Below are 22,939 nucleotides of genomic sequence, written 5' to 3'. Positions count from 1 at the left end.
ACAACGGGGGACGCCGCCGGTGGTGGCGTCAAGTGAGAGAGACGTTCGGCGGGGCGGAGATCGAGCGGCGGCCCAAGCGGCTCGCCGATCTCGTACGGCGGCCCGACGACGAGGTGGCCTACAAGGCCTTCTGCGAGGCGTATCCCGCGCAGCACCTGGGCATGGAGCGAGCGCTCGGCACCGCACAGTGCGCGTTCGACCGGGCGACCCGCCAGGCCGTCCAGCAGACCCTGACCAGGGCCCTGCGCAATGTCCTGGACGACAACGGCCCGCAGTCCGGTGACTACGTGCGCGCCTACCTCGACCAGGAACTCGCGGACGTGCACGCCTGGCTGGACCAGGACCGGGTCACCGCGGTCGGCCGCGGGCTCAACATCGGCCTGGGCCTGGGCGCCCTCGCCGGAGTCCTGCTGCTGGCCGTGCCGCTCCTGGCCGGCCTGCCCGCCCTGCACCTCCTGGGCGTCACCCTCGACTGCGGCAACCGCTGGGGCCTGCTCGGTGTGTTCGCCGCGGGCGGGGTGGGGGCCCTGGGAGCGGTCCTCAGCGTCCTGGTCCGACTGCGCCTCAGCGTCGAGGAACTGACCTGCCGCCAGGCCACGGGCCCGGGAGGCATCCAGGAACCGGCCCGCCAACTCGCCCGTCGTATGCGCCACGAGGGCGTCTACCGGGTCATCGTCGGCTGGATCCTGGCGATCGCCGTCTATCTGGTCCTCAGCGGCGGCATCGTGCCGGTCATGGAGATCCCGACGACGGCGTCGGAGGTATGTGCCTCCGCAGGACAGCCGAGCCCGCCGGTGACGGGCACCGAGTTCTGGGGTTTCTGGTGCGCCATCGGCTTCGTGGCCGGCTTCAACGAACGCTGGGCGTTCGGCATTCTGAGGCGGGACATGACCCACCGTAGCGCTCGGTGAAGGGGTGGTTCCGATTCTGAACGGTTTCAATCCCTTGCGTCGGCCCAGACGGTGGACACCCGCCCCATTCGTCACTTAGCTTCAACGGCCGATGAACTGAATCGATACAACTCCGAGCAGCCGAAGGGACACGGCATGACCGACGGAGTCGACAGCACGAACGGCGGGCCGGTGCGTCGCGGGACGGTTCCGGGGACCGCGCCGGCCGCCGACCGCACCGCCGTCGAGGGCCTCACCGTGGAGCACCGCACCAATCCGCTGGGCGTGGACGAGGTCCGCCCGAGATTCGGCTGGCGTACCGCGTCCCGGGTCCGCGGCCGCCGCCAGACGGCCTACCGCGTCCTCGTCGCCACCACCCCCGACCGCCTCGCGGACGGCCACGCGGACGTCTGGGACAGCGGCCGCGTCGACTCGGCGGACTCGGTCGCGGTCCGCTACGAGGGCCCGGAACTGCGCGCCTCGACGCGTTACCACTGGACGGTCCGGGTCTGGGACGAGAACGGCCGCGAGGTCCCCGAAGCCCCCACGGCCCGCTTCGAGACCGGACTGCTCAGCACCGACGGCATCACCGGCTGGGACGGCGCCCGCTGGATCACCATGGCGGGCAAGGCGGCGAACAGCCCCGGTGCGCCCTTGCTCCGGAGGCAGGCGGAGCTCGCGCACGCACCCGTACGCGAGGCCCGGCTCTACGTCTCCGCGCTCGGCGTGTACGACGCCTATGTCAACGGCTGCCGCGTGACCGTGCCCCAGGACGGCCGCACCACCCACGAACTCCTCGCCCCCGGCTGGACCAACTACGACGCCACCGTCAGTTACTTCGCCTACGACGTGACCGGTCTGCTGGCGGGGGAGCGGCAGGTCACCCTCGCGGCCGTACTGGGCAACGGCTGGTACAACAGCCGCGTCTCCGAGAACAGCGCCTACTACTCGCAGGACGGCAACCGCCTCGCTCTCAAGGCCAAGCTGCTGATCCGCCATGACGACGGCTCGACCCGGACCGTCGTGACAGCGCCCGGCGACGACTGGCGGGCCACGGACACCGGCCCCTACCGCGCCGACGACATCTACGACGGGCAGACGTACGACGCCCGTGCGGAACTGCCCGGTTGGGCGGCCAACGGCTTCGACGCCTCCGCCTGGACCGGTGTCGAGGAGCACGACTTCACCACCCGTTTCCCCGAGTCCCGACTGGTCGCCTACCCGGGCGAGTCGGCCCGCCTGATGCCCCACTGGGACCGCAGGCCACAGTCGATCACCGTCTACACCGGCGGCAGCGACTTCGTGGTCGACCCCGCCCGGACGATCACCGGTCCCACCGAGGCGGCCACCGCCGCCGTCACCCTGCACCCCGGCGACACCGCCGTGATCGACCTGGGCCAGAACATGGTCGGTGTTCCCCGCTACACCCTCCACGGCCCGGCGGGCGCCGAAGTCGCCTTCAGGCCGGGGGAGATGCTCAACGACAGGAGCGCGGGCGCCGACGGCCCCGAGGGCTCCGTCTACCGGGCCAACCTCCGCACGGCGAAGGCCACCAGCACCTACATCCTCAAGGGCGACCCGGCGGGCGAGACCCACCAGGACTCCCTGACCTTCTACGGCTTCCGCCACCTCTCCGTCACCGCGACCGCCACCGTCACCCTCACCGACCTGACCGGCAGGGTCGCCACCTCCGCCCTCCACGACATCGGCGACCTCACCACCGACGACCCGGACGTCAACCAACTGATCAGCAACGTCCGTTGGGGCCAGCGCGGCAACTACCTATGGGTGCCCACCGACTGCCCGCAACGCGACGAACGCTGCGGCTGGACCGGAGACACCCAGCTCTTCTCCCAGACCGGCCTCTACAACACCGACGCGGTCGCCTTCCTCAGCCACTTCCAGGACATCCTGATCGACTCCCAGCGCACCTACGGCGCGGACGGCGCCCAGTTCACCTGGATCGCGCCCGGCGCCCGCTACAACGAGCCGGTTCCGGCGAGCGGTTGGGCGGACTGCGGGGTCGTCGTCCCCTGGACGGTGTGGCAGATGAGCGGCGACACCACCATCGTGGACCGCAGCTGGGACGCCATGACGGCCTACATGGACTGGATCCACGCGCGCACCGGCGACACCTACGCCGGTCAGGGCGCGATCTTCGGCGACTGGCTGGCCTTCCAGGTCACCAGCACCCAGCTCATCAGCGACGCCTACTACGCCTACAGCGCCCGCCTCATGGCCGCCATGGCCCGCGCCACCGGCCGGACCGCCGAGGCCCACGCCTACGACAAGCTCTTCGACCACATCAAACGGGCGTTCGTCACCAGGTACCTCAGCACCGAGGGCGGCCGCCTCACCGTGCGTTCCAGCCTCGGTTCCCCGCCGCCCTGGACCCCGGGAGGCAGCCCCACCCGGACCGAGGACGACAGCCAGACCGCTCTGCTCTGGGTCCTCAAACTCGGCCTGTACGACACCGAGGTCCAGCGGCGCGCCGTAGTCGAGCTCCTCGTCCAGAACATCGGCAACTGCGCCGCCTACAAGGCCGCCCACCCCGACAGCACCCGCGTCGGACACGCGGAGAACACCCTCTCGGTCGGCTTCCTCGGCGTGAACGTCCTGGCACCCGTCCTCACCGACGAGGGCAAGGTGGAGCTGGCGTACGAGGTGTTGCACCAGGGCGCCATGCCGTCCTGGCTGTACTCGGTGAAGAACGGTGCGACGACCGTCTGGGAGCGCTGGAACTCCTACTCGAAGGAGGACGGTTTCGGACCGGTCGAGATGAACTCGTTCAACCACTACGCCTACGGCGCGATCATGGAGTGGATGTACGAGAGCATGGCCGGCATCGCCAAGGACCCGGCCCACCCTGGCTTCAGGCACTTCTTCCTGCGCCCGCACCTCGACCCCACGGGCCGGATCACACAGGTGAGGGGTTCCCACCGGTCGCCGTACGGTGAGATCGTCAGCGAATGGGCGGTACGGGAGGGCGAGTTCACGCACCGGGTCGCGGTCCCCGCCAACAGCACCGCGACCCTGCTCATCCCCACCAGTGACCCGGACTCGGTGCGCGAAAGCCGTACACCCCTGTCCAGCGTCAAGGGGGTGAAGTACCTGGGCTTCGAGGACGGCACCGCGTCCTTCGAACTCCCATCAGGGCGCTACGACTTGACCTCCACGCTCGCCTGACCGTCCACCAGCACCACCTCCAGGGTGCGCGGACCGTGCACCCCCTCGACCCGGTCCAGCTCGATGTCACTGGTCGCCGACGGACCGGAGATCCATGTCAACGGGCGTACCGGGTCGAGCCGTTCGAGAGCCTGCGGGACGGAGGAGACCACCTGGTCCGGGACCCGTACTACACAGATGTGATGGTCGGGGACGAGGGTGATGCGGCGGCGGCCCTGGTCGGGGGAGCCGTCCAGGACGATGGTGCCGGTCTCGGCGACGGCCACCGCGCACGCCGTGACCACACTGTCGATGCGGTCCAGCTCGTGCGGGGTGCTCTCGATCCGGTCCAGGACCTGCTCGGCGTCGGCGTCGGCCAGCCAGGCCCGCTCCAGGCCGGTCGGCACGAGCACCGTCCTCGAACCGTGGGCGGCCAGCATCCCGGCGAGCGTCGCCGGCAGGTCGGCCGCCGTGCAGCGGTGCACGATCGCCCGGTAGTCGGCCAGGTTCTCGGCGAGCAGCTCCACGGTCTCCTCGACACTGCGCTCCCCGTGCTCCCGCAGATACGCGCGCTCGATCGGGGCGTCCTCGCCGGGGGCGTCGGCCAGCGCGCGCCGCACCCGGCCCAGGATCCGGTCCCTGCTGCTCACTTGCCGCCCTCCTTGCCGCCGTTGGTGCGCTGCCACCAGTCGCGGAACGGTTCCGCGGGGACGGCGGGCAGATCCCGGGTCCCGCTCCACGCCTTCCCGGGACCGGGAAGCGAGCGGGGATGGATGCGCCGGGTGCGTGAGGCCATCCGCTGCCCGGTGCGCAGGGCGCCGGGATGGGCGAACGCCCATCGGGCCGCCCGCATCGCCGCCCTCTCGGCCGCGTGCCCCTTGGCGGGCTTGAGGACGACCTTGTTGCCCTCGCGGACCACAGGGCCGCCCTGCACCACCCGTTCCCGCAGATGCACCAGCACCTCGGGGATGTCGATGGCGACCGGGCAGACCTCGTAGCAGGCCCCGCACAGCGTCGAGGCGTACGGCAGCGAGGCGTCGATCTCGCTCGCTGTGCCCCGGAGCTGGGGGCTGAGGATGGCGCCGATCGGGCCCGGGTAGACCGAGCCGTAGGCGTGGCCGCCGGCCCGCTCGTACACCGGGCAGACATTCAGGCAGGCCGAGCAGCGGATGCAGCGCAGGGCCTGGCGGCCGACCTCGTCGGCGAGGGTGTCGGAGCGGCCGTTGTCGAGGAGCACCAGATGGAAGTTCTGCGGGCCGTCCTCGTCCGTGGTGCCGGTCCACGTGGAGGTGTAGGGGTTCATACGCTCGGCGGTCGAGGAGCGGGGGAGCGTCTGGAGGAAGACCTCCAGGTCCTGCCAGGTCGGCACGATCTTCTCGATGCCGACGACCGAGATCAGCGTCTCCGGCAGGGTCAGACACATGCGTCCGTTGCCCTCGGACTCCACGACCACCAGGGTGCCGGTCTCGGCGACCATGAAGTTGGCGCCGGAGACGCCGACCTTGGCGCGCAGGAACTTCTCCCGCAGGTGCAGCCGGGCCGCCTCCGCCAGTTCAGCGGGCGTGTCGGTGAGGCCCTCGGGGGCGGGGCGGCCCCACTCGCTCATCTCGCGCTCGAAGATGTCCCGGATCTCGCCCCGGTTGCGGTGGATCGCCGGGACGAGGATGTGCGAGGGCCGGTCCTTGCCCAACTGCACGATCAGCTCGGCGAGATCGGTCTCGTAGGCGTGAATGCCCTCTTCGAGAAGGGCCTCGTTGAGCCCGATCTCCTGCGTGGCCATCGACTTGACCTTCACGACCTCCGACTCGCCGGTCATCTTGACGAGTTGGGTGACGATCTCGTTGGCCTCGTCGGCGTCGGCCGCCCAGTGGACGGTGCCGCCCGCCGCCACGACCGACTCCTCCAACTGCACGAGATAGCGGTCGAGATGACGCAGCGTGTGGTCCTTGATCTGCTTGCCCGCCTCGCGCAGCTCCGCCCAGTCGGAGACCTCGGCGACGGCGTTCGCCCGCTTGGCGCGGATGGTGTGCGTGGCGTGGCGCAGATTGCCGCGCAGCGTCTTGTTGTTGACCGCTTCGTGCGCGGCCTTGGGGAAGGCCGGCATCCCCACGAACGTCCCGCTCATACGGCCGGCTCCTCTTCCGTGCTCGCCAGGATCTCCGCGATGTGCACCGGCCGCATCCCCGACTCCAGCCGTCCCATCGTGCCCCCGATGTGCATGAGACAGGAGTTGTCGGCGGCGCACAGCACCTCGGCACCCGTCGACTCGGCGTTGCGTACCTTGTCCGTGCCCATCGCCGCCGAGACATCGGCGTTCTTCAGTGCGAAGGTGCCACCGAAGCCGCAGCACTCGTCGGCACCCGGAAGCTCCTTGAGCTCCAGCCCCTTGACCGCCTGGAGCAGCCGCCGAGGACGGTCGCCGAGCCCCAGACCACGCAGTCCGTGACAGGTCGGGTGGTAGGTCACCGCGTGCGGGTAGTACGCCCCGACGTCCGTCACCCCCAGCACGTCCACCAGGAACTCGGTGAGCTCGTACGTCTTGGGCACCACGGGGGCCAGTGTGGCCGCGAGGCTCTCCCCGCGCCCCTCGGCCCGGGCCCGCTCACCCATCCGCGGATACAGCTCCCGCACCATCGCCCCGCAGGACCCGGACGGCGTCACGATCGCCTCGTAGTCCCGGAAGACATCGGAGAAATGCCGGGCCAGCGGTTCCGCCTCATGCCGGTAGCCGGTGTTGTAGTGCGCCTGCCCACAGCAGGTCTGGGACATCGGGAAGTCGACCTCGACGCCCAGCCTGGTCAGCAGTTTCACCACAGCGCGCCCGGTGTCCGGATAGAGCGTGTCGTTGACACAGGTCAGGAACAGGGCGACACGCATCGCGGCTCCTTGTGGTCGGTCATCGGATGGGTGAAGCGTAGTCCGGGGGTGAGATCCGGGCGAGACCCCGGTCAGGCCCGGGCGAGCCGGGCCTGCGCCTCGCGCCAGCGCGCGGTGTCGCCCTGGGGCTCGTACCGCGTGAGCGGCTGGGTCCGGGTGAGCAGCTCACGCCCGCCCGCCAGGTCACCCACGAGCCCGTGAGCCCGCGCCTGGACCAGCACGTTCCCGAGCGCGGCCGCCTCGGTCGGCCCCGCCACCACCGGCAGCCCGCAGGCGTCGGCGGTCAGCTGGCACAGCAGGGCGTTGCGCGTCCCGCCCCCGACGACGTACACCACGTCCACGGGGTGGTCGGCCAGTCGCTGCGCCTCCTCGACGGCCTTGCGGTGGGCCAGCGCCAGCGAGTCGAGGATGCAGCGCGTGACCTCGGCGGGGGTGCCGGGCACCGGCTGCCCCGAGGCACGGCACGCCTCGGCGATCCGCTCCGGCATCCGCCCCGGCGCGAGGAACATGGCGTCTCCCGCGTCCACGACCGACCGCAGCGCCGGCACCTTGGCCGCGTCGAGGAGCAGCTCGCCCAGGTCGGGGTCGCCCCAGGCCCGTACGCACTCCTGGAGCAGCCACAGCCCCATGATGTTCCGCAGATACCGGACCGTGCCGTCCAGCCCCAGCTCGTTGGTGAAGTTGGCGGCCCGGCTCTCCTCCGTCAGCACCGGCGCGTCCAGCTCAAGGCCCGCGAGGGACCAGGTGCCGGTGCAGATGTACGCGAACCGGTCGCCGGACGCGGGCACGGCGGCCACCGCGGAGGCGGTGTCGTGCGACCCGACGGCCGTCACGGGCACGGGCCCGCGGAGTCCGGTCTCCTCCAGCACCTCGGGCCGCAGCAGCCCCGCCGGATCACCTGGCTGCCGTAGCGGCGCGAACAGCTCCAGGTCGATCCCGACCCGCTCGGCGATCTCGTACGACCACTCGCGCGTCCGGGGATCGATCAGCTGGGTGGTCGAGGCGTTGGTCAGCTCGGTGCCCTGCTCGCCGGTGAGCCAGTACGTGAGCAGGTCGGGGATCATCAACAGCCGCTGTGCGCCGCCGGGTCCGTCGGCGACGAGCTGGTACAGCGTGTTGAAGGGCGCGTACTGCAGGCCGGTCGCCGCATAGAGCTCGGGCGCGGGCACGGTCGCCCACACCTTCTGCGCGATGCCCTCGGTCCGGGAGTCCCGGTAGTGCACCGGGTTGCCCAGCAGCGCCCCGTCGGCGTCCAGCAGCCCGTAGTCCACGGCCCAGCTGTCGATGCCCACGGAGTCGACCTGCCCGGCGGACTTGAGCCCGTCCAGGACACCGCCGTAGAGCGAGAGGATGTCCCAGCGCAGCCCCTCCGGGACCCGCACCGGCCGGTTCACGAACCGGTGCGCCTCGGTCAGTTGCAGGCTGTCGGGGCCGACGCGACCGACCATGACACGTCCGCTGGACGCACCGAGGTCGACCGCGGCGTACGACTTCACGGACGCGCTCATCGCAGGAAGGCGGCCGCGACGCCGGCGTCGACGGGGACGTGCAGACCGGTGGTGTGGGTCAACTCCCCGCCGGTCAGCGCGAAGACGGCGTTGGCCACGTGCTCGGGCAGCACCTCGCGCTTGAGGATGGTCCGCTGGGCGTAGAACTCGCCGAGCTTCTCCTCCTCCACGCCGTACACGGCCGCCCGCTTGGCGCCCCAGCCGCCGGCGAAGATGCCGGACCCGCGCACCACGCCATCGGGGTTGACACCGTTGACGCGGATGCCGTGCTCACCCAACTCGGCTGCCAACAGCCGCACTTGGTGGGCCTGGTCGGCCTTGGTGGCGGAGTAGGCGATGTTGTTGGGACCGGCGAACACGGCGTTCTTGGAAGCGATGTAGACGATGTCGCCGCCCAGCTTCTGCGCGATCATCACCCGGGCCGCCTCCCGCGACACCAGGAAGGAACCGCGAGCCATGATGTCGTGCTGGAGGTCCCAGTCCTTGGCGGAGGTCTCCAGGAGCGGCTTGGAGATGGAGATCCCGGCGTTGTTGACCACGAGGTCCACCCCGCCGAAGGCCAGCACCGCCGCCCGGAACGACTCGGCGATCTGCTCCTCGGAGGTGACGTCGACCGTCACGGCGACGGCCTTGTCGGGTCCGCCCAGCTCCTCGGCGACCGCGGCCGCGTTCTCGCCGTTGAGGTCGGCGACGACGACACACGCGCCCTCGGCGACCAGCCGCTGCGCGATGGCCTTCCCGATGCCGCTGCTGGCCCCCGTCACGAGCGCGACCCGCGTCGCGAGCGGCTTGGGCTTCGGCATCCGCTGGAGCTTCGCCTCCTCCAGCGCCCAGTACTCGATGCGGAACTTCTCGGACTCCTCGATGGGCGCGTACGACGAGACGGCCTCGGCGCCCCGCATCACGTTGATCGCGTTGACGTAGAACTCACCCGCGACCCGGGCGGTCTGCTTGTCCTTGCCGAAGGAGAACATGCCGACACCCGGGATCAGCACGATCGCCGGGTCGGCGCCGCGCATGGCGGGGGAGTCGGGCAGCGCGTGCCGCTGGTAGTAGGCGGCGTACTCCTCGCGGTACTCGGAGTGCAGCTCGTCGAGCCGCGCGATGGCCTCTTCCAGCGGAGCCGTCGGCGGCAGGTCGAGGACGAGCGGCCGCACCTTGGTCCGCAGAAAGTGGTCGGGGCAGGAGGTGCCTAGGGCGGCGAGGCGCGGGTGCTCGGCCCGGGCCAGGAACTCCAGCACCGGCTCCGAGTCGTTGAAGTGCCCGACCTGCGGCTTGTCCTGGGAGGCCAGGGCGCGGACGTACGGCGCGAGCGCTGCGGCCCGCTCCCTGCGCTCAGCCTCGGACAGGGCGCCGTACCCCTCGATGACGGGCCCGAAGGGCTCGGCCTTGCCGCGCTCCTCCAGGAACTTCTCGGCGGTCCGGATGATGTGCAGCGAGTTCCGCTCGCACTCCTCGGCGGTGTCACCCCAGGCGGTGATCCCGTGCCCGCCGAGGACGACACCGATCGCCTGCGGGTTGGCCGCCTTGATGGCCGCGATGTCCAGCCCGAGCTGGAACCCGGGCCGGCGCCACGGCACCCAGGCGACGGTGTCCCCGAAGCACTCGGCGGTCAGCTTCTCCCCGTCGGCCGCACAGGCGAGCGCGATACCGGAGTCGGGGTGCAGATGGTCGACGTGAGCGGCCTCGACGAGCCCGTGCATGGCGGTGTCGATGGAAGGAGCGGCCCCCCCCTTCCCGTGCAGGCAGTAGTCGAACGCAGCGACCATCTCGTCCTCGCGCTCGACACCCGGGTACACGTCGACGAGCGCCCGCATCCGATCGAGCCGCAGCACGGCGAGCCCGGCCTCGGTCAGCGTCCCGAGGTCACCACCGGACCCCTTGACCCACATCAGTTCGACGTCCCCGCCGGTGACGGGATCGACGGAGGTGCCCTTGGCGGACGCGTTGCCCCCGGCGTAGTTGGTGTTACGGGGATCGGAGCCAAGCCGACGGGACCGGGCGAGAAGGGCGGCGGCTTCGGGATGGGTAGCCATGACGTTCGGTTCCTTCTGGAGAGAGGGGAAGTTTTCCTACCTAGGGGCGCGGGGCCCTATCAATTTGCGGCTACCGCCGCGCGGGCGCGACCCTCACGCCCCCCAACCAGCCTGTTCCCCACCAACCCGCGAGGCCACGATCTTCTCGGCCCACCCGGACCGCTTGTACGCAGCGATGGGATTCGCGTCGAGCCCCATCTCCTCACGCACCTCCGCAAGCAACGGCCGCACATCGGTGTTGTACGCATCCATCAACACCGCGTTCGCCTCAAGAACGTCGCCGGAAGCCTGCGCATCGGCCAGAGCGACGCGGTCGACCAGCAACGCCTTCGCCGTCGCCTCCTGCACGTTCATCACCGACCGGATGATCGCCGGGATCTTCGCCTCGATGTTGTGGCACTGGTCGAGCATGAACGCCACCTCGGACGAGAACCCACCCCCACGCACCACCTCGTACATGATCCGGAACAGCTGGAAGGGATCAGCCGCCCCCACCATGAGGTCGTCGTCGGCGTAGAACCGCGAGTTGAAGTCGAACCCGCCGAGCTTCCCCTCCCGCAGCAGGGTCGCCACGATGAACTCGATGTTGGTCCCCGGCGCGTGGTGCCCGGTGTCGACGACGACCTGCGCCTTGGGGCCGAGCTTGAGGCAGTGCGCATACGCCGTGCCCCAGTCCGGCACGTCGGTCGAGTAGAACGCCGGCTCGAAGAACTTGTACTCAAGCAGCATCCGCTGCTCTTCCCCCAGACGGTCGTACACCTCGGAGAGACCTTCGGCGAGCCGGTCCTGCCGGGCCCGCAGATCGTCCTGACCGGGGTAGTTCGTACCGTCGGCGAACCACAGCTTCAGGTCCGTGGACCCCGTGGCGTCCATGATGTCGACGCACTCCAGCAGGTGATCCAGAGCCTTCCGCCGCACCGCGGCGTCCGGATGGCAGATGCTGCCCAGCTTGTAGTCGTCGTCCTGGAAGGTGTTGGAGTTGATGGCGCCCAGCTTCACGCCCCGCTCCTCGGCGAACTTCGCCAGCGCGCCGTAGTCCTCGACCTTGTCCCACGGGATGTGCAGCGCGACGGTCGGCGCGACGCCGGTCACGGCGTGAACCTGCGCGGCGTCCTCCAACTTCTCCTGCGGTGTCCGTGGAACGCCTCGCTGGGCGAACACCTTGAAGCGGGTTCCCGAGTTCCCGTACGCCCACGACGGCGTCTCGACGGCCTGGGTCTTGAGAGCGGCCTTCACCGCGGCGAGCTCGGTCACTTGAGGGCTCCTGTGACGTCGGGTCCGAAGGGCTTGCGAACTGCTTCACTGTGAAACGATTCAAGACGGGAAAGTATGGGGACCTCGCAGGGGTGTCAACCCCTGCGACCAAGGCTGTTGCCCGTGACCCCCCTGTGACCTGAGTTCATCGAAACTTTTTCGACACGCACCCATTGACGTGACATGCGCTCCATGCCTAACGTCCCGGCAACCAAGTTGAAACCTTTCACGACGCCGTGAGGGCCGTCCCGCCGGCGTCGTCGAGGAGCCCCCAATGACCCACCCGTCCACCACGGGTCCGGCCCCGGTTCTCGCGCTCAGGGACATCTCGAAGTCCTTCGGCGCGGTTCGCGCCCTGCGGGACGTCTCCCTGGAGCTGTTGCCCGGGGAGGTACACGCCCTCGCCGGCGAGAACGGCGCGGGGAAGTCGACCCTCATCAAGACCCTCGCGGGAGTGCACCGGCCGGACACCGGCCAGGTACTGCTCGACGGCGAGCCGGTCGTCTTCCACGGTCCCGGCGACGCCCGTGACGCCGGTATCGCCGTGATCTACCAGGAGCCCACGCTCTTCCCCGACCTGTCGATCGCCGAGAACATCTTCATGGGCCGCCAGCCCCGGCGCGCCCTCGGCCGGATCGACCACAAGGCCACCCACGCCGCGACCCTGGCCCTGATGCAGCGCCTCGGGGTCGAGCTCGACCCCGACCGCCCGGCGCGCGGCCTGTCCATCGCCGACCAGCAGATCGTCGAGATCGCCAAGGCGCTGTCCTTCGAGGCCCGCGTCCTGATCATGGACGAGCCCACGGCCGCCCTCACCGGCAGCGAGGTGGCCCGCCTCTTCGGTGTCGTCAAGACCCTGCGCGAGCAGGGCGCCGCGGTGCTGTTCATCTCGCACCGCCTCGAAGAGATCTTCCAGATCTGCCAGACGGTCACCACCCTGCGCGACGGCGCCTGGATCTCCAGCGAGCCGATCGAGGGCATGACCGAGGACGACCTGGTCCGCCGTATGGTCGGCCGCGACCTCGACGAGCTCTACCCCAAGCAGGACGTACGCGCCGGCGAGGTCGCGCTCACGGTGAGCCGACTGACACGGGAGGGCGTCTTCACCGACGTCTCGTTCGAGGTCAGGCGAGGCGAGATCGTCGGGCTTGCGGGACTCGTCGGAGCGGGCCGTACCGAAGTCGCACGGGCCGTGTTCGGCATCGACCGCTGGGACGCCGGCGAGGTCGCTGTGGACGGCAAGGCGCTGGTCAACGGCGCCCCGTCCACCGCGATGGCCGCGGGCCTCGCCCTGGTCCCCGAGGACCGGCGCGCCCAGGGCCTCGTGATGGACATGTCCATCGAGCGCAACATCGGCCTCACCGGACTGCGTACGACCGTCAAGGCCGGCCTCATGGACCGCGGTGCCGAACGCAGCCGCTCCCTCGACTGGGCCGTCAAGCTCCAGGTGAAGTACGCCCGGATCGCCGACACCGTCAACACGCTGTCGGGCGGCAACCAGCAGAAGGTCGTCCTCGCCAAGTGGCTGGCCACCGGCCCCAAGGTACTCATCGTCGACGAGCCGACCCGCGGCATCGACGTCGGCACCAAGGCCGAGGTGCACCGGCTGCTCAGCGAGCTGGCCGCCGACGGGGTGGCCATCCTGATGATCTCCTCCGACCTGCCCGAGATCCTCGGCATGGCCGACCGCGTGCTCGTGATGCACGAGGGCCGCCTCACCGCCGAGATCCCGCGCTCCGACGCCACCGAGGAAACCGTGATGGCCGCAGCCACCGGGAGGGCCGCCGCATGACGGTCACCACCCCTCAGCAGGCCCCTCCCGCCGAGGTGCCGAAGTCCAGCGGCACCCGCCTGGTCGACCGCGTCTTCAAGATGCGCGAGCTCGCCATCCTGGTCGTCTTCCTGGTGATGATCGTCGTCACCCAGATCGGGAACAGCGACTTCCTCACCGAGCAGGGCATCAAGGACCTGCTGCTGAACGCCACCATCCTGGTCCTGGTCGCCACCGGACAGTCGCTGGTGGTCATCACGAGGAACGTCGACCTCTCGGTCGGCTCCACCCTCGGGATCAGCGCCTTCGCCGCCGGTACCTACCTCCAGGGCGGCGGGAACCCCGTCGTGGCGATCGGGCTCGCGGTCCTGTTCGGCATCGGCTTCGGCCTGCTCAACGGCCTCCTCGTCAGCCTCGGCCAGGTGCCCGCGCTCGTGGTCACCCTCGGCACGCTCTACATCATCCGGGGCATCGACTCCATCTGGGTCGGCTCCCGCCAGATCACGGCGGCCGACCTCCCGGACAGCTTCGTGAACTTCGGCTCAGGCGGTATCTCCGCGGTGCCCTACCTGGCTCTGATCGCGCTGGCGGTGCTCATCGCCACCGCCTACTACCTCAAGCACTTCGGCAGCGGACGCGAGCTGTACGCGCTCGGCTCCAACCCCGAGGCCGCACGGCTCGCCGGCATCCCGGTGCGCAAGCGGATCCTGGCCGCGTACACCTTCTGCGGCGGCCTCGCGGGACTCGCCGGGGCGATGTACCTGGCCCGGTTCGGCAACGTCGACTCCGGGACCGGCAACGGCTACGAACTGACCGTCGTCAGCGCGGTCGTGGTCGGCGGTGTCGTCTTCACCGGCGGCTCCGGCAGCGTCTACGGCGCGGCCCTCGGTGCCCTGCTGCTGACCTCCATCAACAGCGTGCTGCCCGCCCTCGGCGTCAGCTCGGTCTGGGTGCTCGCCATCAACGGCATCCTGCTCATCCTCGCCATCGCGGTCGACCGGGTCGTCGCGCTGCGCGTGGCCTCCGCCCTGAAGAAGAGGAACGCCCGCCATGCCTGAGTCCCTCAGCCGCGCGATCCGCTGGGACACGGTCGTCGGCACCCTTCTGATCGTGGTCCTGCTGCTGTCCTTCGGCACCGTCGATGGCTTCGGCAACGCCCTCAACCTGTCGTTCCTCATCGGCAACACCCTGCCGATCGCCCTCATCGCCCTGCCCATGACCCTGCTCGTGGTCTCCGGCGAGATCGACCTCTCCGTCGCTTCCACCGCCGGCCTGTCCGGCGCGGTCATGGGCGCCCTGTGGAACCAGGGCCTGACGATCGAGGTGATCATCCCGATCTGCCTGCTGCTCGGTGTGGTCTGCGGGCTGATCAACGGCCTGCTCGTCACCCGGCTCGGGCTGCCCTCGCTCGCCGTCACCATCGGCACCCTCGCCGCCTACCGGGGCATCGCGCAGATCGTGCTCGGCTCCGACGCGGTGACCGACTTCCCGACGCAGTACCTGGACTTCGCGGCCGGGCGGATCGGGGACACGTTCATCCCGCAGGCCTTCCTGCCCTTCCTGGTCCTGCTCGCGATCGCCGTGGTCGTCCTGCACGCCACGCCGTTCGGCCGCTCGGTGTTCGCGACCGGCGCGAGCGAGGAGGCGGCGCGGTTCGCCGGCATCCGGGTCAAGCGCCAGAAACTCATCCTGTTCACGGTGACGGGCCTGATGGCTTCGCTCACCGGCATCTTCTGGGCACTGCACTACGCCAGCGCCCGCTACGACAACGCCACGGGGCTCGAACTCTCTGTCGTGGCAGCCGTGTTGCTGGGCGGCATCGACTTCGACGGCGGCAAGGGCACGCTCGGCGGCGCGATCGCGGGGGTCTTCCTGCTCGGCGCACTGCAGAACGTGATGAGCCTCCAGGACGTCTCAGCGCAGTCCCAGATCGTCGTCACCGGTGTGTTGCTCGTGTTGTCCGTTCTCGGCCCCAGGGTCGCGCGTCAGGTCGCTGTGGCGAGGGCCGCGCGTTCTTCCACTGGATAGGCCGTCGGTCGGCTGCGGGCCCGTTGTGGCTGGTCGCGCAGTTCCCCGCGCCCCTAGGGCGCTTCCGCTCACCTTCTTTCAAAGGAAACTCCGTCATGCGTAAGTCATCCCTCCGGCGTGCCTGCGTCGCCCTCGCCGCCGTCGGCTCTCTCGCCCTCACCGCCACCGCGTGCGGCGGCACCACCAAGAAGGACGTGCAGGACGAGGGCGCCTCGGCGGCCTCCACGGCCAAGGCAGACCCGAACGCGGCCACCAAGAAGGGCCTGACCGTCGGCTTCCTGCCCAAGCAGGTCAACAACCCGTACTTCACCTCCGCCGACAAGGGCGGCGAGGCGGCCCTGACCGAGCTGGGCTCGAAGTACAAGGAGGTCGGTCCGTCCAGCGCCACCGACACCGCCGGGCAGGTCTCCTACGTCAACACGCTCACCCAGCAGCAGGTGAACGCGATGGCCGTGTCCGCGCAGGACCCGGGCGCCCTGTGCACCGCCCTCAAGCAGGCCATGTCGAACGACATCAAGGTCGTCACCTACGACTCCGACACCAAGCCGGAGTGCCGCAACGCCTTCGTCTCGCAGGCCTCCGCCGAGGACCTGGGCCGCACGGAGGTGCAGCTGCTCGCCGAGCAGATCGGCTACAAGGGCGAGATCGCGATCCTGTCCGCCGCGCAGACGGCGACGAACCAGAACACCTGGATCGACTTCATGAAGGACGAGCTCAAGGACCCGAAGTACAAGAACATCAAGCTCGTCAAGGTCGCGTACGGCAACGACGACGCCCAGCAGTCCTTCCAGCAGACCCAGGGCCTGCTCCAGGAGTACCCGAACCTGAAGGGGATCATCTCCCCGACCACCGTCGGCATCAAGGCCGCCGCCCAGTACCTCTCCGGCTCCAAGTACAAGGGCAAGGTCAAGCTGACCGGCCTCGGCACCCCCAACGACATGCGCAAGTACGTCAAGAACGGCACCGTCGACGCCTTCGAGCTGTGGGACCCGGCGAAGCTCGGCGCGCTGGCCGCGCAGACGGCCGTGGCCCTGGTCTCCGGCCAGATCACCGGCAAGGAGGGCGAGACCTTCAAGGCCGGCGGCACCACGTACACCATCGGCAAGGACGGCGTGATCAACCTCGGCAAGCCGACCGTGTTCGACGCCAAGAACATCGACCAGTTCAACTTCTGATCTCCCCCTTAAGGAGCGGTACTTCATGCAGCGCGTCTGTTTCCTCCTCAAGGTCCGTGAGGACCGACTCGCCGAGTACCGCGAACGCCACGCCGCCGTGTGGCCGGAGATGCTCGAAGCACTCTCGGCCACCGGCTGGCACAACTACTCGCTCTTCCTGCGCGACGACGGCCTGCTCGTCGGCTACCTGGAGACCGAGGACTTCGAGGCCGCCAAGGCCGGTATGGAAGCCACCGAGGTCAACGCCCGCTGGCAGGCCGAGATGGGCGAGTTCTTCGAGTCCCTCGACGGAGCCCGCCCCGACGAGGCGATGAAACCGCTCACCGAGGTGTTCCACCTCGCCTGAGCCTCCCCATCAGGCCCCACCAGGCCCGATCAGGACAGCAGGAGCCGCTCCATGAAAAGACGCACGCTGCTCGCAGGTGCCATCGTGTCCGCCATGTCCACCTCCGCGCTCACCGGCGGCACCGCCCGCGCCGCCGACCCCGGTCCCTCCGTCACCCGGACCGGCACCACCACGCTCGACAACCAGGCCGTCTTCTTCGTCTCCTACGACGGCCTCGTCAACAACAACTCGTTCCAGAAGAACGGCCTGTTGACCTACAAGGGCTACCAGTACGCCGTCTGGTACACCGCCGACAAGAACGCCGTCGTCGGCCGCCGTGTCCTCGGCGGGAGCACCTGGTCCGCCGTCCGGGTCGGACACACCCTCAAGGCCAGCGACTCCCACAACGTCATCTCCATGGGCGTCTCCAAGGTGGACGGCCGCCTCCACCTCAACATGGACTCCCACAGCGACGGCTTCACCTACGTCAAGTCGGTCGCCGGTCTCATGGACAACCCGTCCGGACTGAGCTGGACCGCTGCCCGCTTCGGCGCCCCCCAGTCCACCCTTGACGGCCTCGCCCTCACGTCGCAGTTCACCTACCCGCAGTTCGTCAACACCCCCGACGGCAAGCTCCAGTTGAGCTACCGGGTCGCGATCTCCGGCAACGGCCGCAACGCGCTCGCGGAGTACGACGGTTCGACCTGGACCAACCTCGGGGAGTGGTCCAGCTCCACCGGCACCTACACCAGCGAGCACGGCTCCTCGACGGCCCGCAACATGTACCTGCACGGCATCGACTACGACAGGAACGGCCGGCTGCACTCCTTCTTCACCTGGCGTGAGCAGAACGGCGCCGTGATGTGCTCCAGCGGCGGCATCACCAACCACGACACCGGCTACGTCTACTCCGACGACCGTGGTCGCACCTGGCGCAACAACGCGGGCACCGTCGTCGGCACCACCGGCGGCTCCGACAAGGTGGCCGTCACCGACTCCGGCCTGGTCATCGACGCGCTGAACCCGGACCACTCCCTGATGAACCAGGAGAGCCAGTTCACCGACTCCTCGGGCCTGCCGCACGCGATCATCTCGTACGTCCCCGGCCGCTTCGGCCAGTGCACCACGAACTACGTCTCCGACCGCACCGCCAACGGTCGCGCCTTCCACGTCCGCAAGAACTCCTCGGGCACCTGGCAGAAGACCGAGATCCCGGTCGTGCTCGGCTCCAGCCAACGCACCAAGCTGGTCCTGGACAAGTACGACAACGCCTACGCGATCTTCCCGTTCGGCCGGATCGCCGGGGCGTCCAAGGCGTCCGGCCACACCGACTGGAAGATCCTCTTCGACGGCAGCGGCCTCAACGCCTTCGGCGAGGTCGTGATCGACGAGATGCGGGTCGCCCAGGACAACGTGCTGTCGTTCATGTACCAGGAGAAGTCGAGCGGTACGACGCCCTCGCCGCTCCACGTCGTCGACTTCGCACTGCCCGCCTGACCGTGATCGGTGTGGGGGGCCGACTCGACGATAATGTGAAGGTCGTCCTGCCGCCCCCCTCGTCCCCCTGGAGGTCCCTGCCCGATGGCCCAGTCGGTGGGTATCAAGGACGTCGCCCGCGCCGCCGGAGTCTCCGTCGGCACGGTCTCGAACGTCATCAACCGCCCGGACTCCGTCGCGACCGAGACCCGGGCGCGCGTCCTGTCCGCGATAGACCGGCTCGGCTATGTCCGCAGCGAGTCCGCGCGCCAGCTTCGAGCGGGCCGCAGCAGGATCATGGGCCTGCTCGTCCTCGACATGGGCAACCCCTTCTTCGTCGACGTCGCGCGCGGCGCCGAGCGGGCCGCCCGCGAGGACGGACTCGGTGTGATGGTCTGCAACAGCGCCCAGAGCGCGAGCGAGGAGGCCGAGTACCTCTCCCTCTTCGCCGAGCAGCGGGTCCGTGGCGTCCTGCTCACCCCGACCGACGCCTCCGGCCGCAACATCGACTCCTTCCGCCGTCACGGCATCCCCTTCGTCCTCGTCGACCGGGTCGCCGAGGGGACCACCGAGTGTTCGGTCTCCGTCGACGACGTCGCGGGCGGCGCCCTGGCGGTACGCCACCTGGTGGACGCCGGGCACCGCTCCATCGCGTACGTCAGCGGCCCACCCGGCCTCAACCAGGTCCGCGACCGGCGCACCGGCGCCATGAACGCGCTCGCCGAGGCGGGCCTGGACCCTGAGCGCCTGCGCGAGCTGCCCACCGAACGGCTCGACGTGGCCGCGGGCCGGGACGCCGGCGCCCGCCTTCTCGGCCTCGCCAACCGCCCGACCGCCGTGTTCTGCGCCAACGACCTTCTCGCCCTCGGCGTCCTGCAGGCCATGTACGCGGCGGGGGTCACGGTCCCCGACGACCTCGCCATCGTGGGCTACGACGACATCGAGTTCGCGGCCGCCGCGGCCGTCCCGCTCACCTCGGTCCGCCAGCCCGCCGTCACCATGGGCGCCCTGGCCGCGGAACTGCTCCTGGAGGAGACGGAGGCCGAGACCACCGGCAAGCGGCACGAGCACCGACGCGTGGTGCTCCAGCCCGAACTGGTGGTGCGCCGCTCCAGCCTCGGGGCCCGCTGATCCGCGATTCAGTACGTTTTCATGATCGAAGGGGCCCGGCGGCGGACGAACATGTGCTGAAGTGGGACGCGCCCTGAAAAATCCGTCCGTCCCGGGAGCCCTGTTGACCGCGACCTACCGCCAGCCCGGCCTGGTCCTCACCGACCGCCGCTTCACCGTCCCCCTCGACCACGCCGACCCGGCCGGGGAGACGATCGAGCTCTACGCCCGCGAGGCCGTCGCGAGCGACAAGGCGGGCCAGAACCTGCCGTGGCTGGTCTATCTCCAGGGCGGCCCGGGTTTCGGGGCGAACCGGTTCGTCGGCAAGGGAGCCTGGTTCGGCCGGGCTCTCAAGGAGTACCGCGTCCTCCTCCTCGACCAGCGCGGCACCGGCCACTCCACACCCGCCAACCGTCAGACGCTCCCGCTGCGCGGCGGCCCCGCCGAACAGGCCGACTATCTGGCCCACTTCCGCGCCGACTCGATCGTCCGGGACTGCGAGGCGATCCGCCCCGAGGTCACCGGCGGCGTCCCCTGGACCCTCCTCGGCCAGAGCTTCGGCGGCTTCTGTGCGACGACCTACCTCTCCCTCGCCCCCGAGGGCCTCGCCGGAGCCCTCATCACCGGCGGTCTGCCCTCCCTGGACGCCCACGCCGACGACGTCTACCGGGCCGCATACCCGCGCGTGGAGCGCAAGGTCACCGCGCACTACGCCCGCTATCCGCAGGACGTCGAGCGGGCCCGCCGTATCGCCGACCACCTGCTCACCCACGAGGTGACGCTGCCCAACGGCTACCACCTGACCGTCGAGGCCTTCCAGTCCCTCGGCATCCTCCTCGGCGGCGGCGAGGGCAGCCACCGCCTGCACTTCCTCCTGGAACATGCCTTCGTCCGCACCCCGCAGGGCCCGGAACTCTCCGACGCCTTCCAGGAAGAGGTCCAGGGCCTCCTGTCGTATGCGGCCCACCCGCTCTACGCCCTCGTCCACGAGGCCATCTACGGCCAGGACGAGCGGCCCACCGCCTGGTCGGCCGAGCGCGTGCGGGCCGAGTTCCCGCAGTTCGACGCGGCCAAGACCCTCGCCGGCGACGAGCCGCTGCTGTTCACGGGGGAGTCCGTCCACCCCTGGACGTTCGACGTCGACCCGGCCCTGCGGCCGCTGCGCGAGACCGCCGAACTCCTCGCCGCCCGCACCGACTGGCAGCCCCTGTACGACCCGGCCCGCCTCGCCGCCAACGAGGTTCCGGTCGCCGCGGCCGTCTACCACGACGACATGTACGTCGACACGGCCCACTCCCTGCGGGCGGCCCGCTCGATCCGCGGACTGCGCACCTGGGTGACGGACGAGTTCGAGCACGACGGCGTCCGTGCGGGCGGCCCCCGCGTGCTGGACCGGCTGCTCGCCCTGGCCCGCGACGAGGTCTGACGACGACGGCCCGGGCGGTGGGTGATCGACGACATGCCCTGCTCCTGAATCCGGCATAGGGTTCATTTCGGTCGGGTGTCGACGCCGGAGCCGAGAGGACGTCACCGATGAGCACACCGTCACCCCACGGACGGTCCCGGATCGCTGCCCTCGCCGTGGCCCTGGCCGCCGCGAGCACGCTCACGCTGGTCGCGTGCGACGACGACTCCGGTGGTTCGTCGACCTCCTCGGCGACCCCCACCGCCCCGGACACGGCGTCCTTCTCCGGCAACGCCGCCTCCGCGCTCGCGTCCGCGGAGGCCTCGGTGCGCGCCGAGGCCTCCGAACGGGCCGCCTCCGCCTCGGCTGCCGCCTCCTCCTTCGAGGCCTCTGTCTCCGCCGAGCTGGAACGCGCGAACAAGGCCGCCGAGACCGAGCTCGCCAAGGTCGACGGGCGGGGCAACGCGCTGTCCGACGTCACCATGACCGGCAAACCGCGCTCCGGGACCGGCGGCCTGCTCGCCGTCGTCGTCACCATCACCAACAAGACCGACGAGACGGCCTCGTACGCCGTCCAGGTCGACTTCCTCGACTCCTCGGGCAAGGCCGTCGAGACGCGCTACGTCGGCGCCGAGGACCTCGAGCCGGGGGAGAAGGTCCAGCCCGTCGCCGTCAGCCGGAAGCCCGCCGAGCCGGTGCTGACCCCCAAGCTGGCGAAGGCACAACGCTATTGACCTTCGCCGTGCATGATGTGATCGTCTCGCTTTCACGGACGACACGGGGGTGGCGTGAACGGAACGGATCTGCTCGCGGAGCGCTTCCAGGCACACCGTGGGCAGTTGAGAGCAGTGGCCTATCGCATGCTCGGCTCCCTGAGCGGGGCCGAGGACGCGGTCCAGGAGACCTGGCTCCGGCTGAGCAGCGGCGACCCGGACGGGATGCGCGGCCCGGACGGCGGTTTCACCACGCTCATCGGCCGGATCTGCCTCGACCGGCTGCGCTCGCGCACCGCGCGCCGCGCGGACACCTTCGTCCCGGACCCCGTGATCGGGCCCCTGTCCCCGACCGACCCGGAACAAGAGGCCCTGTACGCCGACGCGGCCGGACTCGCGGTCCTGCTGGCGCTGGAGAACCTGGAGCCCGCGCAGCGCCTCGCGGTCGTCCTGCACGACATGTTCGCCGTCCCTTTCACCGACATCGCACCGATCCTGGAGCGCACCCCGGCCGCGACGAGACAGCTCGCGAGTCGCGCCAGGCGACGGGTGCGGGAGGCCGCCCCCGCCGCGGAACCCGACTCGGGCAGGCAGCGCGAGGTGCTCGAAGCGTTTCTGGCGGCCGCCAAGGCGGGGGACGTGGAGGACCTGGTCGCCGTGCTGCACCCCGATGTGGTGCTCTGCACCGACTCCGGGCCGCGGGACTCCAGAAGGGTCCGCGGTGCGCGGGCCGTGGCCGAACAACAGGCCTTGGAATTCCGTCAGTTCGCCAACTGCGCCCGCCTCGCGCTCGTCAACGGCGAGGTCGGGATCGTCAACCTGCCCGAGGGGCGCCCCCTCTCGGTCGTAGGCGTCACCGTCGCCGAGGGCAGGATCGTGGCCCTGCACATCCTGGCCGACCCCGAGCGGCTCGCCCGGCTCCGGCTGCCGGGCACCGCCCACTGACTCAGGCCGCCACGGCCAGGGTGCCCAGCGTGCGGTGCGGGCCGACGACCCGCCCGTCGGGCAGCAGCTCACCGGTGTCGTCGAAGACGACGACGCCGTTGCACAGCAGGCTCCAGCCCTGTTCGGGGTGGGCCGAGACGATCACCGCGGTGTGGTGGTCGGGGCTTTCGACGGTGGGGCACGGGGGCTGGTGGCTGCACATGACGTCTCCTCGATGCGTTCGGCTCCTGCCTCGTTCGGCCGATGTCTCTGTGGTAGCCG

19 protein-coding genes are annotated in these 22,939 nt (G+C 70.1%); 12 read left to right on the top strand and 7 right to left on the bottom strand.

Going from position 1 to position 22,939, the window contains the following annotated elements; all coding sequences use genetic code 11:
• Positions 1-32: 32 nt before the first annotated feature.
• Both AB0D34_RS22730 and AB0D34_RS22725 read left to right on the top strand, forming a co-directional pair.
• Positions 33-911 carry a hypothetical protein gene (locus AB0D34_RS22730; protein ID WP_362664088.1) on the top strand — a complete coding sequence of 293 codons (879 nt, stop codon included), beginning with the start codon at positions 33-35 and terminating at the stop codon, positions 909-911.
• A gap of 135 nt (positions 912-1,046) precedes the next feature.
• Positions 1,047-4,076 carry a family 78 glycoside hydrolase catalytic domain gene (locus AB0D34_RS22725; RefSeq protein WP_362664087.1) on the top strand — a complete coding sequence of 1,010 codons (3,030 nt, stop codon included), beginning with the start codon at positions 1,047-1,049 and terminating at the stop codon, positions 4,074-4,076.
• Here AB0D34_RS22725 and AB0D34_RS22720 read toward each other — a convergent pair.
• The 6 genes from AB0D34_RS22720 to rhaI all read right to left on the bottom strand — a co-directional run bounded on the left by AB0D34_RS22720 (position 4,049) and on the right by rhaI (position 11,730).
• The gene (locus AB0D34_RS22720; protein WP_362664085.1) at positions 4,049-4,705 is read right to left on the bottom strand and encodes an LUD domain-containing protein; all 657 of its coding nucleotides are present in this window, start codon (positions 4,703-4,705) and stop codon (positions 4,049-4,051) included. The two genes, AB0D34_RS22725 and AB0D34_RS22720, sit on opposite strands and share 28 nt — an antisense overlap.
• Positions 4,702-6,180: a LutB/LldF family L-lactate oxidation iron-sulfur protein gene (locus AB0D34_RS22715; RefSeq protein WP_362664083.1), complete on the bottom strand. Its 1,479-nt coding sequence runs from the start codon at positions 6,178-6,180 to the stop codon at positions 4,702-4,704. The genes AB0D34_RS22720 and AB0D34_RS22715 overlap by 4 nt, the downstream gene beginning before the upstream one ends.
• A complete protein-coding gene (locus AB0D34_RS22710; protein ID WP_362664081.1) occupies positions 6,177-6,932 on the bottom strand; it encodes a (Fe-S)-binding protein in 756 nt (251 codons plus the stop codon). Before AB0D34_RS22710 ends, AB0D34_RS22715 begins: the two co-directional genes overlap by 4 nt.
• A gap of 71 nt (positions 6,933-7,003) precedes the next feature.
• Complete coding sequence (locus AB0D34_RS22705; RefSeq protein ID WP_362664079.1) at positions 7,004-8,440, bottom strand: rhamnulokinase family protein; 1,437 nt, start codon at positions 8,438-8,440, stop codon at positions 7,004-7,006.
• Complete coding sequence (locus AB0D34_RS22700; RefSeq protein WP_362664077.1) at positions 8,437-10,476, bottom strand: bifunctional aldolase/short-chain dehydrogenase; 2,040 nt, start codon at positions 10,474-10,476, stop codon at positions 8,437-8,439. Before AB0D34_RS22700 ends, AB0D34_RS22705 begins: the two co-directional genes overlap by 4 nt.
• A 93-nt stretch (positions 10,477-10,569) precedes the next feature.
• Entirely contained in the window at positions 10,570-11,730 is a 1,161-nt protein-coding gene (gene rhaI / locus AB0D34_RS22695; protein WP_362664075.1) for an L-rhamnose isomerase, read from the bottom strand.
• A 274-nt stretch (positions 11,731-12,004) separates the two neighbouring features.
• On the opposite strand from rhaI, the gene AB0D34_RS22690 reads away from it, so the two are divergent.
• The 10 genes from AB0D34_RS22690 (at position 12,005) to AB0D34_RS22645 (ending at position 22,678) form a co-directional block, all read left to right on the top strand.
• The gene (locus tag AB0D34_RS22690) at positions 12,005-13,522 is read left to right on the top strand and encodes a sugar ABC transporter ATP-binding protein (protein ID WP_362664073.1); all 1,518 of its coding nucleotides are present in this window, start codon (positions 12,005-12,007) and stop codon (positions 13,520-13,522) included.
• Positions 13,519-14,559, top strand: a complete 1,041-nt coding sequence (locus AB0D34_RS22685) for an ABC transporter permease (RefSeq protein ID WP_362664071.1) — start codon at positions 13,519-13,521, stop codon at positions 14,557-14,559. Before AB0D34_RS22690 ends, AB0D34_RS22685 begins: the two co-directional genes overlap by 4 nt.
• On the top strand, positions 14,552-15,529 hold the full coding sequence (locus AB0D34_RS22680; RefSeq protein WP_362664069.1) for an ABC transporter permease: 978 nt from the start codon (positions 14,552-14,554) through the stop codon (positions 15,527-15,529). The genes AB0D34_RS22685 and AB0D34_RS22680 overlap by 8 nt, the downstream gene beginning before the upstream one ends.
• A 95-nt stretch (positions 15,530-15,624) precedes the next feature.
• Complete coding sequence (gene rhaS, locus AB0D34_RS22675) at positions 15,625-16,704, top strand: rhamnose ABC transporter substrate-binding protein (protein WP_362664067.1); 1,080 nt, start codon at positions 15,625-15,627, stop codon at positions 16,702-16,704.
• A 25-nt stretch (positions 16,705-16,729) separates the two neighbouring features.
• A complete protein-coding gene (locus tag AB0D34_RS22670; RefSeq protein WP_356599333.1) occupies positions 16,730-17,050 on the top strand; it encodes an L-rhamnose mutarotase in 321 nt (106 codons plus the stop codon).
• A gap of 51 nt (positions 17,051-17,101) precedes the next feature.
• Positions 17,102-18,526, top strand: coding sequence for a BNR repeat-containing protein (locus AB0D34_RS22665; protein WP_362664065.1), 1,425 nt, complete (start codon positions 17,102-17,104; stop codon positions 18,524-18,526).
• A gap of 84 nt (positions 18,527-18,610) precedes the next feature.
• Positions 18,611-19,636, top strand: a complete 1,026-nt coding sequence (locus tag AB0D34_RS22660) for a LacI family DNA-binding transcriptional regulator (RefSeq protein ID WP_362664063.1) — start codon at positions 18,611-18,613, stop codon at positions 19,634-19,636.
• A 103-nt stretch (positions 19,637-19,739) separates the two neighbouring features.
• Positions 19,740-21,041 carry an alpha/beta fold hydrolase gene (locus tag AB0D34_RS22655; protein ID WP_362664061.1) on the top strand — a complete coding sequence of 434 codons (1,302 nt, stop codon included), beginning with the start codon at positions 19,740-19,742 and terminating at the stop codon, positions 21,039-21,041.
• 107 nt (positions 21,042-21,148) lie between these two features.
• Positions 21,149-21,754, top strand: a complete 606-nt coding sequence (locus AB0D34_RS22650) for an FxLYD domain-containing protein (protein ID WP_362664059.1) — start codon at positions 21,149-21,151, stop codon at positions 21,752-21,754.
• Positions 21,755-21,808: 54 nt separating this feature from the next.
• Complete coding sequence (locus tag AB0D34_RS22645) at positions 21,809-22,678, top strand: sigma factor (protein WP_362664057.1); 870 nt, start codon at positions 21,809-21,811, stop codon at positions 22,676-22,678.
• Position 22,679: 1 nt separating this feature from the next.
• Here the strand turns inward: AB0D34_RS22645 and AB0D34_RS22640 are convergent, their stop codons facing one another.
• Positions 22,680-22,880, bottom strand: a complete 201-nt coding sequence (locus tag AB0D34_RS22640) for a DUF5999 family protein (protein WP_362664055.1) — start codon at positions 22,878-22,880, stop codon at positions 22,680-22,682.
• Positions 22,881-22,939 lie beyond the last annotated feature (59 nt).

Source organism: Streptomyces sp. NPDC048420 (assembly GCF_040651535.1).
GTDB lineage: Bacteria > Actinomycetota > Actinomycetes > Streptomycetales > Streptomycetaceae > Streptomyces.
Note: the sequence above shows the minus strand (reverse complement) of the source record. Positions and strands in the feature narration are given on the sequence as shown.